The sequence below is a fragment of the Pseudomonas fluorescens genome (assembly GCF_004683905.1).
GTDB classification, from domain to species: domain Bacteria; phylum Pseudomonadota; class Gammaproteobacteria; order Pseudomonadales; family Pseudomonadaceae; genus Aquipseudomonas; species Aquipseudomonas putida_A.
In genome coordinates this window covers 5371657-5385420 of sequence record NZ_CP038438.1, presented here as the reverse complement: position 1 = coordinate 5385420, position 13764 = coordinate 5371657, and the positions used below count along the sequence as shown (strand labels likewise).

At 62.4% G+C, this 13764-nt stretch carries 17 protein-coding genes; 9 read left to right on the top strand and 8 right to left on the bottom strand.

The genetic code is table 11. The features are described from left to right. Positions 1 to 172: 172 nt before the first annotated feature. Both E4T63_RS24885 and E4T63_RS24880 read left to right on the top strand, forming a co-directional pair. The gene (locus E4T63_RS24885; RefSeq protein WP_041074483.1) at positions 173 to 1057 is read left to right on the top strand and encodes a sugar nucleotide-binding protein; all 885 of its coding nucleotides are present in this window, start codon (positions 173 to 175) and stop codon (positions 1055 to 1057) included. Beyond that, on the top strand, positions 1050 to 1979 hold the full coding sequence (locus E4T63_RS24880) for an NAD-dependent epimerase/dehydratase family protein (RefSeq protein WP_134787439.1): 930 nt from the start codon (positions 1050 to 1052) through the stop codon (positions 1977 to 1979). Before E4T63_RS24885 ends, E4T63_RS24880 begins: the two co-directional genes overlap by 8 nt. Positions 1980 to 2162: 183 nt before the next feature. Here E4T63_RS24880 and E4T63_RS24875 read toward each other — a convergent pair whose 3' ends face one another. The 5 genes from E4T63_RS24875 to E4T63_RS24850 all read right to left on the bottom strand — a co-directional run bounded on the left by E4T63_RS24875 (position 2163) and on the right by E4T63_RS24850 (position 6334). Next, entirely contained in the window at positions 2163 to 2861 is a 699-nt protein-coding gene (locus E4T63_RS24875; protein WP_027612943.1) for an OmpW/AlkL family protein, read from the bottom strand. 224 nt (positions 2862 to 3085) lie between these two features. Continuing rightward, entirely contained in the window at positions 3086 to 3604 is a 519-nt protein-coding gene (locus E4T63_RS24865; protein ID WP_003228673.1) for a DUF3299 domain-containing protein, read from the bottom strand. Positions 3605 to 3615: 11 nt separating this feature from the next. Continuing rightward, positions 3616 to 4881, bottom strand: a complete 1266-nt coding sequence (locus E4T63_RS24860) for an ABC transporter permease (protein WP_027612941.1) — start codon at positions 4879 to 4881, stop codon at positions 3616 to 3618. 1 nt (position 4882) lies between these two features. Continuing rightward, positions 4883 to 5593 carry an ABC transporter ATP-binding protein gene (locus E4T63_RS24855; RefSeq protein WP_003228669.1) on the bottom strand — a complete coding sequence of 237 codons (711 nt, stop codon included), beginning with the start codon at positions 5591 to 5593 and terminating at the stop codon, positions 4883 to 4885. Between the two features lie 138 nt (positions 5594 to 5731). Further along, positions 5732 to 6334, bottom strand: a complete 603-nt coding sequence (locus E4T63_RS24850) for a DUF2796 domain-containing protein (protein WP_134787437.1) — start codon at positions 6332 to 6334, stop codon at positions 5732 to 5734. A 135-nt stretch (positions 6335 to 6469) separates the two neighbouring features. Between E4T63_RS24850 and E4T63_RS24845 the strand changes: the two genes are divergently transcribed. Beyond that, positions 6470 to 6829: a hypothetical protein gene (locus E4T63_RS24845; protein ID WP_115988796.1), complete on the top strand. Its 360-nt coding sequence runs from the start codon at positions 6470 to 6472 to the stop codon at positions 6827 to 6829. 4 nt (positions 6830 to 6833) lie between these two features. Here the strand turns inward: E4T63_RS24845 and trxA are convergent, their stop codons facing one another. The 3 genes from trxA to E4T63_RS24830 all read right to left on the bottom strand — a co-directional run bounded on the left by trxA (position 6834) and on the right by E4T63_RS24830 (position 9009). Beyond that, on the bottom strand, positions 6834 to 7706 hold the full coding sequence (gene trxA, locus E4T63_RS24840) for a thioredoxin (RefSeq protein ID WP_134787435.1): 873 nt from the start codon (positions 7704 to 7706) through the stop codon (positions 6834 to 6836). 185 nt (positions 7707 to 7891) lie between these two features. Next, a complete protein-coding gene (locus E4T63_RS24835) occupies positions 7892 to 8548 on the bottom strand; it encodes a class I SAM-dependent methyltransferase (RefSeq protein WP_135296658.1) in 657 nt (218 codons plus the stop codon). Continuing rightward, positions 8545 to 9009 (bottom strand): YbaY family lipoprotein, encoded by a 465-nt coding sequence (locus E4T63_RS24830; RefSeq protein ID WP_098965824.1) that lies wholly within the window; start codon positions 9007 to 9009, stop codon positions 8545 to 8547. The genes E4T63_RS24835 and E4T63_RS24830 overlap by 4 nt, the downstream gene beginning before the upstream one ends. 127 nt (positions 9010 to 9136) lie before the next feature. Here E4T63_RS24830 and nrdR point away from each other — a divergent pair, with 127 nt between their 5' ends. The 6 genes from nrdR to nusB all read left to right on the top strand — a co-directional run bounded on the left by nrdR (position 9137) and on the right by nusB (position 13762). Then, a complete protein-coding gene (gene nrdR / locus E4T63_RS24825) occupies positions 9137 to 9601 on the top strand; it encodes a transcriptional regulator NrdR (protein WP_003228656.1) in 465 nt (154 codons plus the stop codon). Continuing rightward, positions 9598 to 10731, top strand: a complete 1134-nt coding sequence (ribD, locus tag E4T63_RS24820) for a bifunctional diaminohydroxyphosphoribosylaminopyrimidine deaminase/5-amino-6-(5-phosphoribosylamino)uracil reductase RibD (RefSeq protein ID WP_135296657.1) — start codon at positions 9598 to 9600, stop codon at positions 10729 to 10731. Before nrdR ends, ribD begins: the two co-directional genes overlap by 4 nt. Positions 10732 to 10778: 47 nt before the next feature. Further along, entirely contained in the window at positions 10779 to 11444 is a 666-nt protein-coding gene (locus tag E4T63_RS24815) for a riboflavin synthase (RefSeq protein ID WP_098965821.1), read from the top strand. 16 nt (positions 11445 to 11460) lie between these two features. Further along, positions 11461 to 12552: a bifunctional 3,4-dihydroxy-2-butanone-4-phosphate synthase/GTP cyclohydrolase II gene (gene ribBA, locus E4T63_RS24810; protein WP_003228650.1), complete on the top strand. Its 1092-nt coding sequence runs from the start codon at positions 11461 to 11463 to the stop codon at positions 12550 to 12552. 236 nt (positions 12553 to 12788) lie between these two features. After that, a complete protein-coding gene (gene ribH / locus E4T63_RS24805) occupies positions 12789 to 13265 on the top strand; it encodes a 6,7-dimethyl-8-ribityllumazine synthase (protein ID WP_003228649.1) in 477 nt (158 codons plus the stop codon). Continuing rightward, positions 13262 to 13762 carry a transcription antitermination factor NusB gene (gene nusB / locus E4T63_RS24800; RefSeq protein ID WP_123588845.1) on the top strand — a complete coding sequence of 167 codons (501 nt, stop codon included), beginning with the start codon at positions 13262 to 13264 and terminating at the stop codon, positions 13760 to 13762. The genes ribH and nusB overlap by 4 nt, the downstream gene beginning before the upstream one ends. The last annotated feature ends 2 nt before the right edge of the window (positions 13763 to 13764 follow it).

The window sequence follows — 13764 nt, the reverse complement described above, 5'->3', positions numbered from 1 at the left end:
TGCTCGCGAAGAGGCCTGCTGCAACGCCACAAATGCCAGGGATCTACACTTTACGGGTGACGGTTGCGCACTAAACCCGCAAAATGCAACGATTCCGGCAATTATCGACGACGGGTGTCACAAGCACCGTCGCTAAAGCCATCGTTCCAATCAGACTGGGCCTGCTGACTCTATGCGAATGCGCCTTATGTTACTGGGCGGCGGAAATGCCCTTGGGCAGGCGCTGATTCGCCTCGGTGCGGAAGAAGACATCGGTTTCCTCGCCCCCCGCCCGCCAGAAGACGGCTGGGATGCCGCGAGCCTGACGCAACTGCTCGACGATACCCGTCCGGATGCGTTGATCAACCTCGCCTACTATTTCGACTGGTTCCAGGCCGAGACCGTCAGCGAAAGCCGTCTGGCCGGGCAGGAACGCGCCATCGAACGGCTGGCCGAGCTGTGCCAGCACCACAACATCATCCTCGTGCAGCCTTCCAGCTATCGGGTGTTCGACGGTTCGCGGGCGACTGCCTACAGCGAAAAGGACGAGCCGGTGCCGCTGGGCCTGCGCGGCCAGGCGCTGTGGCGCATCGAGCAAAGTGTTCGCGCCACTTGCCCGCAACACGTGTTGCTGCGCTTCGGCTGGCTGCTCGATGACAGTCCTGAAGGCACCCTCGGGCGCTTCCTCGCCCGCGCCGAACAACCGGACGAATTGCTCATGGCCGATGACCGCCGGGGCAATCCGACCCCGGTGGATGACGCGGCACGGGTGATCATTTCGGTGCTCAAGCAACTCGATTGCGCAGCGCCGCTGTGGGGCACTTACCATTACGCCGGCCACGAAGCGACCACGCCGCTGGCGCTCGGTCAGGCGATTCTGACCGAAGCGCGCAGCCTGCATCCGCTGGCAATCGAAGCACCGACCGCTCAGGCCCACGCCGCGCGGCCGGACGCCGCCGAGGAGCCGCAACACGCGGTACTCGCCTGCAAGAAAATTCTGCACACTTTCGGGATCAAGCCCCGCGCCTGGCGCGCCGCACTCCCGGCTTTACTGGATAGGTTTTATCGTCATGGCTGAAGGCCCTGTTTTAATCACCGGCGGCGCCGGTTTCATCGGCTCGCACCTGACTGACGCGTTGCTCGCCACCGGCCACTCGGTGCGGATTCTCGATGATCTGTCGACCGGCAAACGCGGCAACCTGCCGCTGGACAACCCGAAGGTCGAACTGATCGTCGGTGACGTCGCCGATGCCGCGCTGGTCGCGCAGGTCATGCAAGGCTGCAGCGCCGTCGCGCATCTGGCGGCGGTGGCCTCGGTGCAGGCGTCGGTGGACGATCCGGTGAAGACGCACCAGAGCAATTTCATCGGCACCCTGAATGTCTGCGAAGCCATGCGCCAGGCCGGGGTCAAGCGCGTGCTCTACGCCTCGAGCGCAGCGGTGTACGGCAACAACGGTGAAGGCGAGTCGATTGACGAAGAGACGCCAAAAGCCCCGCTGACGCCATATGCCTCGGACAAACTGGCCGGCGAGCACTACTTCGATTTCTACCGTCGTCAGCATGGTCTGGAGCCGGTGATCTTCCGCTTCTTCAACATCTTCGGCCCGCGCCAGGATCCGTCCTCGCCGTACTCCGGGGTCATCAGCATTTTCAGCGAGCGGGCACAGAAAGGCCTGCCGATCACCGTGTTCGGCGATGGCGAGCAGACCCGTGATTTCCTCTATGTCGAGGATCTGGTCGACGTGCTGGTGCAGGCAATCGACAAGCCTGAAGTGGAAGTGGGGGCGATGAACGTCGGCTGGAATCAGGCGATGAACCTCAAGCAGATGCTGCAAGCGCTGCAGGAAGTGGTCGGCGAACTGCCCCCGGTCAGCTACGGCCCGGCGCGCTCCGGCGACATCCGTCACTCGCGGGCGAATAACGCGCGTTTGCTGCAACGCTTCAAGCTGCCAGAGCCGACGCCGATGCGTGTGGGGCTGGCGCGGTTGCTCGGCAAGTAGGTTTATCGCAGACATGAAAAAGGCGCCTTTTTACAGGCGCCTTTTTCACGGCCGGAATTTGTCGCTAATCCTGTGGCGAGGGGATTTATCCCCGATCGATCACGAAGTGATCGTCGTCAGTTCTAAGCCTGCTCACCCAAAGCCTCATTCACCACCACGTGAACGTTCCTGGTTGAATCTGCCTTAGAACTTGTAGCCCAGACCCACCATGTACACAAACGGATCGACATCAACATTGACCTTGGCACGGGTGCCCGGTGCCACCGCGTTGTTCTCGACGGTGGCTCGAGTATCGATGTCGATGTAGCGCACCTGGGCGTTGAGCATGATGTTGTCGGTCAGCATGTAGTCGGCGCCGACCTGCCAGGCCAGGCCCCAGGAGTTTTTCGCCTTGAAGTTGCTGAAGCCATTGGACTGGGCTTCGCTGCCGACGTGCTCGTCGTAGATCCAGGTGTAGTTGATGCCGCCGCCGATGTACGGCTGGAATGGCGATTTCGCATCCAGCGGGTAGTACACGACGCTGAGGGTGGGCGGCAGGTGTTTCAGGGTGCCGAGTTTGCCGTTGGCGGCTGGCAGCGCAGTGCCTTTGATTTTCACGTCATGCTCGAACGGCGAGGCGGCCAGCAACTCGATACCGATGTTGTTGGTCAGCATGTAGGCGAAGTTCAGACCCAGTTGGGTGTCGCTGCTCATGGTCGCCTTGCCGCCCAGGTTGGTGCCGCTCAACGGACCCTGATCGACCTTGACATTGGAGCTGTCGGCCTTCGGGTTGACGGTGATCGCACCGGCGCGAACGATGATGTCGCCGGCTTCGTGAGCGTGGGCGAGCGGGGCTGCGAGCGCGAGGGCAAACAGCGAGGCGCTGAGCAAGGACTTGTTCATGGGGGCTCCAAAAGGACGTTAAAAGTTTCTGATGTCCTATGGTATGAAGCCAACTGATACGGTCTTTTGACTCAGCTCAATGAAACAGTGATGCCGCGGTTTTTTGTGGAACCTTGGCCGGCCCCTTCGCGAGCAAGCCCGCTCCCACTTTGGAACGCGGTCACCTGTGGGAGCGGGCTTGCTCGCGAAGAGGCCGGATCAAACAATACAAAAACTACCGGGATTCACTCCGGCAGCTCATACACATAAATCTTGTCCGCCGCCATCTGATACCCGGCATCGGCCAGTTCGCTGGTGGAAGCCTTGACCTGCAACGGTCCCTCGACCCAGTACGGCTGATACAGCTCGTCGAGCTTCACGCCCAACTCGCTTTTCACATGCACGATCTGGTTCGACGGCGGTGGCGGCACATGGATGCAGGCGCCGAAGTACGGCACCAGCAGGAAATCGGTGGTGCGCCCCTCTTCGTTGACTTCCAGCGGCACGATGTAGCCCGGCAGGCGGATGTTCTGCCCGTCGAGACTCTGCACCACCGGCGCGTTGGGCATGTCCTGTTTCGCCGCCGGCGCCGACTCGGCGGACAGCGCGTCACTCATCTTCGACATGTCGTGCAACGGCGTCATGTTCGGCACTTCCGGCGCGGCGTCCGGCGGGATCATCTCCGACCAGGTCAGGTCTTTCGGCGCCGCTGCCCACACGGGCAGGGCAACCAGCAACAGCAGCGCGAGTACGGCGCGGGGCATGGTGAACATCCTCATAAACGGATCGACAGGCCATCGGCCAGGGATTGGCGATACGCGCGCCAGGCCGGCACGCTGCCCATCAGCAGCGCGGCAGCCAGAATGCCACCGAGCAGCGTCCATTCATACTCGCTCGGCCACGCCAGCGGCAGATACAAACCGTAATTGGCCTGCACATAACCCTGCGCGGCGGCGATGCCGATGTACAGCAAGGCCAGTCCTGCGATCACTCCGGTCAGCGCCAGCGCGAAAGCTTCCAGCACCAGCAGGCTTGCGATGTGCCACGGCCGCGCACCGACCGAACGCAGAATCGCCATCTCGCGGCGACGCTCGTTGAGGCTGGTGAGAATCGCCGTGAGCATGCCGATCAACCCGGTCAGCACCACGAACAGCGAGACCACGAACAAGGCTTTTTCCGCAGTGCTCATCAGGCTCCACAACTCCTGCAACGCCACGCCCGGCAGGATCGCCAGCATTGGCTCGCCACGGTATTCGTTGATCTCGCGTTGCAGGGCGAAGGTGGAAATCTTGCTGTTGAGGCCGAGCATGAACGCGGTGATCGCCTGGGGCGTCAGGTCCATGTTGCGCGCCTGATCTGCGGTGATCCGCCCGTTGCCCCGCGCCGGCACGCCGTTGTGCCAGTCGATGTGAATCGCCTCCATGCCGCCGAGGCTGATGTGCAACGTGCGGTCTACCGGCGTGCCGGTGCGCTTGAGAATGCCGACCACAGTGAACGGTTTGTCGTCGTGTTTGACCAGACTGATCGCCGCCACCCCGTGGGCCAGCACCAGTTGGTCGCCGAGCTTGTAATGCAGCGCCTCGGCCACTTCGGCGCCGAGCACCACTTCGAACGGGTCGGTGGCAAATGCCCGGCCATCAGCCAGTTGCAGATGCTGCTGGCGCCCGTACTGGTAATGCTCGAAATAGGCTTCGGTGGTGCCCATCACCCGGTAGCCGCGATGGGAGTCGCCGAGGGACATCGGGATCGCCCACTTCACTTTCGGGTTGCTGGCGAAATGTTCGAAGCTGTCCCAACGGATGTTGTTGGTGGCGTTGCCGATGCGGAACACCGAGTACAGCAGCAGGTTCACCGAACCGGAGCGGGCGCCGACGATCAGGTCGGTGCCGCTGATGGTGCTGGCGAAACTGGCCTTGGCCTCGGTGCGTACGCGCTCGACGGCGAGCAACAGGCACACCGACAGGGCAATGGCGAACGCGGTGAGCAGGGCGGTAAAGCGGCGGTTGGCCAGGCTGGCCATGGCCAGACGAAACAGATACATCTCAGACCTCGGCAGACGTGGCGGCGCGATTGAGCTCGGCCAGGGACAGGTGACGGTCGAACAGCGGCGCCAGGCTCTGGTCGTGGCTGACGAACAACAGGCTCGAGCCGGCTTCGCGGCATTCGGCGAACAGCAGACGAATGAAGTTTTCCCGGGCGTCGTAATCCAGCGCCGAGGTCGGTTCGTCGGCGATCACCAGTTCCGGTTGGCCGATCAAGGCACGAGCGGCGGCGACCCGTTGCTGCTGACCGATCGACAGCGAATCGGCGCGACGACCGAGGATGCTTTCATCTTTCAGGCCCAAGTGGGCGAGCAGGGTGGCGGCGGCCTGATCGACGCTGCCGTGACGCTGTTTCGCCCGCTCGGCACGCAATCTGGAGAAGTGGCACGGCAACTCGACGTTCTCGCGTACCGAAAGAAACGGCAGCAGGTTGAACTGCTGGAAGATGTAGCCGGTGTGATCGACGCGAAAGCGGTCGCGGGCGCCGGCACCGAGTTCGGTCAGCTCCTGGCCGAGTAGACGAATGCTGCCGCGACCGGGCTTCTGCACCCCGCCCAGCAGGCCGAGCAGGGTGGTCTTGCCGCTGCCGCTGGGGCCCTTGAGGAACAGGGTTTCACCCGGTTCCAGGCGAAACGCCGGGATGTCCAGCAGCGGCGGGTGACCTGGCCAGTTGAAGCCCAGGTCGGACAGTTCGATGAGTGCTTGGGTCATGGCACCAGTTTCAAGGAGTGAACACTTAACCCTGTGGGAGCGGGCTTGCTCGCGAATACGGTGGATCAGCCAAATCCATGTTGACTGACCCACCGCATTCGCGAGCAAGCCCGCTCCCACAGGGGATTGTCGGTGTGATCAGAATTTCAGGGCAGCAGCCTTGGCCGTCACTTCCGTACCTTGCTGGCCGTTCGGGCCGATCAGTTGTACCTGAATTTTCTGGGTGGCCGGGAAGGTATTGAAGAGGTTCGCCAGATCCAGAGTCTTCAAGGCCCCCGGTGCAGCGCAACTGAATTGATAGTGCGCGTGGATTTCGCTGTGTTCATGGTGATGCGCTTCACCACCCTTGGCATCTTCGTCGTGGTCATCATCGTCATGCTCGTCGGCAGCCGGTTTGTCGCCGAACAGCGGGCTTTCCAGTTCCTGGCTGGTGACTTTGCAACCAGCGGCTGCTGGCAGGCTGAACAGCGCCAGCGGGTTTTCCAATTTGGTACGTGCGGCCACGACTTTGGCCTTGTCGGCGTCGCTGGCGGCAGCGTGTTCGAAGCCCACCAGGTTCATCGCCGGGCTTTCCAGTTCCAGCTCCAGGGTCTGGCCGTCGAGTGCGGCGTTCAAGCGGCCGACGCCATGTTCGTGGGCGCCGAGGCTGCCGTGCTCATGGTCATGATCGTGTTCATCGGCGGCATGGGCGATGGCCAGCGGCAACAGGGCAAACGGCAAAGCGAGCAGCAGACGACGCATGGCGGTCTCCGGAAAGTAAAGTGAAGAGTTTGTTATGTAATCTTATAACGAAAGTCCGCAGAGTTTGCCCGTGCGCTTGGCGTTGCACAAGTCCCGTGGGAGCATGCAGGTCAGAAATGTGCAGGAGCGAAGCAGATGTTGCGGATACGCGGAACCGTTGGCGCGACGCCGGTGGATTTGACGGTGGAGCTGGATGACAGCGATTGGGTGAAGCTCGGCGCAGCCCTTGGCGCGCAGCCGCAGGGTGATCAGCCTGAAGCGGCGTTGAGCACGCCGGCAGTGAAGCCACTGAACCAGGACGATGCGTTGTGGCAGGTCGCGCAGGATCTGCTGCGCAAAGCCGGGCAGCTCAGCGGGCCGGATCTTCTGGAGCAGCTTGAGGGATTGACCGGCAGCGCGGCCGCAGGCAAACGCCTGCTGGTGCGCTTGCGCCACAGTTCACAGGTGAAAGTGGCGAGCGGCGGCGATACGCCGCTCTATAGCTGGGTCGAGTGAGCGCTTAGTACAGCGCAGCGAAGACCTTGCGCCGGTAAGCGGTCACCAGCGGATGATCGTTGCCCAGCAGTTCGAACACCTGCAGCAACGTCTTGTGCGGCAACCCTTCGCCGTAGCTACGGTTACGGATGAACAGCTTGAGCAACGCCTCCAGCGCCGCCTCGTATTGCTGACGCGCCAGTTGCTGGATCGCCAGGTGATACACCGCTTCGTCGTCTTGTGGATCTTTGGCCAGACGCGCCTTGAGGTCGGCAGCATCCGGCAGATCACGGGCAAGTCCCAGGAACTTGATCTGCGCCTTGGCCCCGGCCAGTGCAGCCTTGTGCTCATCGCTCTTGACCGCGTCGAGCACGGTTTGTGCCTCGCCCAGTTCGCCGCGTTCGGTCAGGCAGCGGGCGTAGAGGATCAGCGCCTTGGCGTTGCTGTTGTCTTCGGTGAGCATGACCACCAGCGCCGCTTCCGCGTCAGCGAAACGCCCTTCATCGAACAGCGCCTGCGCCTGTTCGAACGGATCGGCGGCGGCCGGCGGCGGCATTTGCACATGCGGCTCAAGCAACGCGCGCACTGCGGATTCCGGTTGCGCACCGGCAAAACCGTCCACCGGTTGACCGTCCTTGAACAGCACCACAGTCGGCAGGCTGCGGATACCGAAGCGGGCGACGATGTCCTGCTCGATGTCGCAGTTGACCTTGGCCAGCAGCAGTTCACCCTGATAGCTCTCGGCAATGCCTTGCAGCATCGGCATCAACGCCTTGCACGGCGCACACCACTCGGCCCAGAAATCCACCAGCACCGGTTTGTTGAAGGAGGCTTCGATCACCGACTGGTCGAAATCGGCAGTCGTGGCGTCGAAGATGTACGGCGTTTGCTGACTCATGGGGGATCTCGTAAAAGCGTGGATGGGGCAACTATACGGCTTGGCGGGGTGTTGCCGGAAGCGGGGGCAGGTTTAGAGATGTGTTGCCTGATAGGACGCCTTCGCGAGCAAGCTCGCTCCCACAGGGGGAACGCAATCCAAATGTGGGAGCGGGCTTGCTCCGGGCGGCGATCCGACGAAGCTTTTTAGCTCCGCCGCGCGTGGTACAGGCTCACATGCCGAAATTCTTCCGGCTCCGCCAGATCCGGCAAGGTCATTGCCTCAAGCATTTCGATTCGCTCATACAACGGATGGCGAAAATCCCGAACCCGCGAATCCGCCACCAGCGCCTCGCGGCCACGGCTGAGAAACGCGTCGAGCAGCGGCAGGTTCTCGCGGTCGTAGAGCACGTCCGCCACCAGGATCAGATCGAAGCGATCAGCCTCGGTAAAGAAGTCCGTCGAATAACTCATCTGCACATCATTGAGTTCAGCGTTGGCCCGGCACGCAGCAATCGCCAGCGGATCCAGATCACAGGCCACCACCTCCAAAGCCCCGGCCTTGACTGCAGCAATCGCGGCGATGCCGGAGCCGGCGCCGAAATCCAGCACCCGCTTGCCGCGCACCCACTCGGGGAACTCCGCGAGATAACGCGCCACCGCCAGACCGCTGGCCCAGCAGAAACTCCAATAGGGCGGCTCGTGGAGAATGCGTCGGGTTTCATCCGGGCTGAATTCACGATCCATGTTGTCGCCGTCGATCAGCCAAAGCTGCAAATCGGTGCCCGGTAAAGCACAGGCCTTGAGCCGCGCATCACCGAGCAATTCACCCAACGCCTGTTGCAGGTCGAGCGGTACGGTCATGGTGCTTTGACAAATTGCAGCTGGCCCAGCGCCTGGGTGGTCGGCTGGGTAATGGTTTGCGACGGCAGGTGCAGGATCAACTGGCCCGACTGCGTGGCACGACCGCGCAGCTCAACCCGTGCGCCGGCCGGAAATGACTCCGGATTGAAGCGCAGGCGAAACGGCAGAATCTGGTTGTTGCCGATCAGGCTGGAACTGGCGAGCAGTTGTTGCGGGCGCGACTTTTCATCGATCACCAGCAGCGCCAGTTCGACTTCGGCCCCGGCCGGCACGCCTTGCAGGGTGCCGCTCAGTTCCCGTTGATAGGCCGGCAGCGGACCAAGATCAGCGGCCTCGCGGGCTTTTTTCTGCGCCTGTTGTGGTGCAGGTCCCGGTGTTGGCGGTTGCGGTTTGGGCTTGTCGCTGCCGCAGGCCACCAGCAGGGCGAAAAGACTGAGCAAAACGAGCGGTCGTAGCGACATTGGCAGCTCCAGAAAATGAAATCCGTGGATCAAACGATCATGGCAGTCTGTATACCGCAAACCCTATGGCTTGTCTTGCCACCGGGATGCGCTACCATGGCCCTCCCTTTTTTTGTTGCCAGCCACCATGCACTGTCCCTTCTGCGGTGCCAACGACACCAAGGTCATCGACTCGCGTCTGGTCGCCGAGGGCGAACAGGTGCGCCGCCGGCGTGAATGCCTGGCCTGCGGCGAACGTTTCACGACATTCGAGACGGCCGAACTGGTGTTGCCGCGCCTGATCAAAACCGACGGCAGCCGCCAACCGTTCGACGAAGAAAAACTCCGCGCCGGCATGCAACGCGCGCTGGAGAAACGTCCGGTGAGCGTCGAGCGCCTCGAATCCTCTCTGGTTCACATCAAGCACAAGCTGCGCGCCACCGGCGAGCGCGAGGTCAAATCCCTCGTGGTCGGCGAGCTGGTGATGGCCGAGCTGCAAAAGCTCGATGAAGTGGCCTACATCCGTTTCGCCTCGGTGTACCGGCGCTTCCAGGATCTCAATGAGTTCCGCGAAGAGATCGACCGCCTCGCGCGCGAACCGGTGAAAGAATGACCAGCGCCGCCGAGCAGGCGATCCTCGACGCCCACTTCATGGCGCGCGCGCTGGAACTGGCGCGCAAGGGCCACTACACCACCCACCCCAATCCACGGGTTGGCTGCGTGATCGTGCGTGACGGGCAGATTGTCGGCGAAGGCTTTCACGAGCGCGCCGGCGAACCCCACGCCGAGGTCCACGCCCTGCGCGCTGCCGGTGAACGGGCCCGGGGCGCCACGGCTTACGTGACCCTTGAGCCGTGCAGTCACCATGGCCGCACACCGCCGTGCGCCGATGCGCTGGTGACTGCCGGGGTGGCTCGGGTGGTCGCTGCGATGCGCGATCCGAATCCGCAGGTCGCCGGGCGTGGCTTGCAGCGTCTGACCGATGCCGGGATCGCCACCGAAAGCGGCGTGCTCGAAGCCGAGGCGCGCCAGCTCAATCAAGGTTTCCTGAAACGCATGGAACACGGCTTGCCGTTCGTGCGGGTCAAGCTGGCGATGAGCCTCGACGGCCGCACGGCGATGGACAGCGGCGAGAGCCAATGGATCACCGGCCCGGCTGCGCGTTCCGCTGTGCAGCGTTTGCGCGCGCAGGTGGCCGTGGTGCTGACCGGCGCCGACACCGTACTGGCTGACGGCGCTCGCCTGACCGTACGCGCCGACGAACTGGGTCTGGATGCCGAGCAAACTGCACGGGCCATGAGCCGTCCGCCGCTGCGGGTGCTGATCGACGGGCGCCTGCGGGTGCCGCTGGACGCGCCGTTCTTCAAGGCCGGCCCGGCGCTGGTCGCGACCTGTATGGCAGTCGAAGAACAATACGCCAATGGCCCGGAATGCCTGATCGTGCCGGGTGACGACGGTCAGGTCGATCTGCATCAACTGCTGATCGAACTGGCCAACCGTGGCGTCAACGAAGTGCTGGTCGAGGCCGGCCCGCGTCTGGCTGGCGCGTTCGCCCAGCTCGGTCTGGTCGATGAGTTCGTGATCTTCATTGCCGGCAAGTTTCTCGGCTCCACGGCGCGGCCGTTGCTGGACTGGCCGCTGACCTATATGAAGGACGCTCCCGAGCTGAAAATCACTGAAATCCGCGCGGTTGGCGATGACTGGCGAGTCACTGCGACGCCAGTCGTTTCGGCGAGCGTATAATTCCCGGCCATCGCGTTAGCGCTGGCTTCGTTCTCAAGGAGAACCCCATGTTTACCGGCATCATCGAATCCATCGGCAGTATCCGCGCACTGACCCCAAAGGGCGGTGATGTGCGGGTGCATGTCGAAACCGGCAAGCTCGACCTGAGCGACGTCAAACTCGGCGACAGCATCGCGGTCAACGGCGTGTGCCTGACGGCGGTTGAGCTGCCGGGCAACGGCTTTGCCGCCGACGTCAGCCGCGAAACCCTCGACTGCACCGCCATGAATGACCTGAAAAGCGGCAGCCCGGTCAATCTGGAAAAAGCCCTGACCCCGACCACCCGTCTCGGCGGCCATCTGGTCAGCGGTCACGTCGACGGTGTCGGCGAAGTGGTGTCGCGCAGCGACAACGCTCGTGCGGTGGAATTTCGCATTCGCGCACCAAAAGAGCTGGCCAAGTACATCGCCCATAAAGGCTCGATCACCGTCGACGGCACCAGCCTGACCGTGAACGCGGTCGATGGCGCCGAATTCATGCTGACGATCATTCCGCACACCCTGAGCGAAACCATCATGGCGTCCTACAAGCCAGGCCGCCGGGTGAACCTGGAAGTCGACCTGCTGGCGCGTTATCTGGAGCGTTTGTTGCTGGGCGACAAGGCGGCAGAGCCGACCGCCGGTGGCACGATCACTGAAAGCTTTCTGGCCGCCAACGGCTATCTCAAATCCTGACTGAAGGGGGTGCCTTGTGGCGCTCAATAGCATCGAAGAACTGGTTGAAGACATCCGCCAAGGCAAGATGGTCATCCTCATGGATGACGAAGACCGCGAGAACGAAGGCGACCTGATCATGGCCGCCGAATGCTGCAAGGCCGAGCACATCAACTTCATGGCCAAGCACGCCCGTGGCCTGATCTGCATGCCGATGAGCCGCGAGCGTTGCGAGCTGTTGAAGCTGCCGTTGATGGCCCCGCGCAACGGTTCCGGTTTCGGCACCAAGTTCACCGTGTCGATCGAAGCTGCCGAAGGCGTGACCACCGGTATCTCCGCCGCCGACCGTGCGCGCACCGTGCAAGCGGCGGCGGCCAAAGACGCCAAGGCTGAAGACATCGTCAGCCCGGGCCACATCTTCCCGCTGATGGCCCAGGCTGGCGGTACGCTGGCCCGTGCCGGTCACACCGAAGCCGCCTGCGACCTGGCGCGCATGGCCGGTTTCGAGCCAAGCGGCGTGATCTGCGAAGTGATGAACGACGACGGCACCATGTCCCGTCGCGCCGAGCTGGAAGCGTTCGCCGCCGAACACAACATCAAGATCGGCACCATCGCCGACCTGATTCACTACCGGATGATCCACGAACGTACCGTTCAGCGGATTGCCGAGCAGCCGCTGGACAGCGAACTGGGCCAATTCAACCTGGTGACCTATCGTGATTCGGTGGAAGGCGACGTGCACATGGCCCTCACGCTGGGCACTGTTTGCGCCGAGGAACCGACCCTGGTTCGAGTGCACAACATGGATCCGCTGCGCGACCTGCTGATGGTCAAGCAACCGGGCCGCTGGAGCCTGCGCGCCGCGATGGCTGCGGTGGCCGAGGCCGGCAGCGGTGTGGTGCTGTTGCTCGGTCACCCGCTGGACGGCGATGTGCTGCTGGCGCATATCCGCGAAACCGGTGAGCAGGCGGCGGTGAAAAAACCGACCACTTACAGCATCGTCGGTGCCGGCTCGCAGATCCTGCGTGACCTCGGTGTACGCAAAATGCGCCTGATGTCGGCGCCAATGAAATTTAATGCGATATCCGGTTTCGATCTGGAAGTTGTAGAATACGTGCCCTCCGAATAATGACCCGGTGAATTCGGCATTGTTGATGTAGATCCTTGTGGTGAGGGGATTCATCCCCGACGGGCTGCGTAGCGGCCCTATTTGGTTGGGACTGCTGCGCAGTCCATCGGGGATGAATCCCCTCGCCACAGGGGTGTAGTCGAACAGCAATGCGGTGTTTCCGGTCATGAATTTGTGGCTAATATCACTGAGGGATGCGTACGAAACGTGTCCCGGCTCTTTAAGAGATCTGACGAATGACCCTGAAGACCATCGAAGGTACCTTCATCGCCCCTAAAGGCCGCTACGCTCTGGTAGTGGGCCGTTTCAACAGCTTCGTGGTTGAAAGCCTGGTCAGCGGTGCAGTTGATGCCCTGGTTCGCCACGGCGTGAGCGAAAGCGACATCACCATCATCCGCGCGCCTGGCGCCTTCGAAATCCCGCTGGTTGCGCAGAAAGTCGCCCAGAAAGGCGAGTTCGCAGCCATCATCGCCCTCGGCGCGGTCATTCGTGGCGGCACTCCACACTTCGAATACGTGGCAGGCGAGTGCACCAAGGGTCTGGCCCAGGTGTCCATGGAGTTCGGCGTACCGGTCGCGTTCGGCGTCCTGACCGTTGATTCCATCGAGCAAGCCATCGAACGTTCCGGCACCAAGGCCGGCAACAAAGGTGCTGAAGCTGCCCTGTCCGCTCTGGAAATGGTCAGCCTGCTGGCGCAGTTGGAGGCCAAGTGATTAGCGACGATAGCGATCGTTTCAACCCGCGCGATCCGAAACCTGCGGATGCCGGCAAGCCATCGAAAAGCGTCAAGCGTCGCGAAGCCCGTCAGCTCGCGACTCAGGCCCTGTATCAGTGGCACATGGCCAAGGCTTCGCTGAACGAGATCGAAGCGCAGTTCCGCGTTGATAACGATTTCACCGATGTCGATGGCGCTTACTTCCGCGAGATCCTGCACGGGGTTCCGCAGTTCAAGACTGAAATCGACACCGCGCTCAAGCCGTGCCTGGACATCGAAATCGAAGAGCTGGACCCGGTTGAACTGGCGGTTCTGCGCCTGTCCACCTGGGAGCTGCTCAAGCGCGTCGATGTGCCGTACCGCGTTGTGATCAACGAAGGTATCGAGCTGGCGAAAGTCTTCGGTTCGACCGACGGCCACAAGTTCGTCAACGGCGTACTCGACAAGCTGGCTCCGCGCCTGCGTGAAGCTGAAGTGAAGGCGTTCAAGCGCTGATA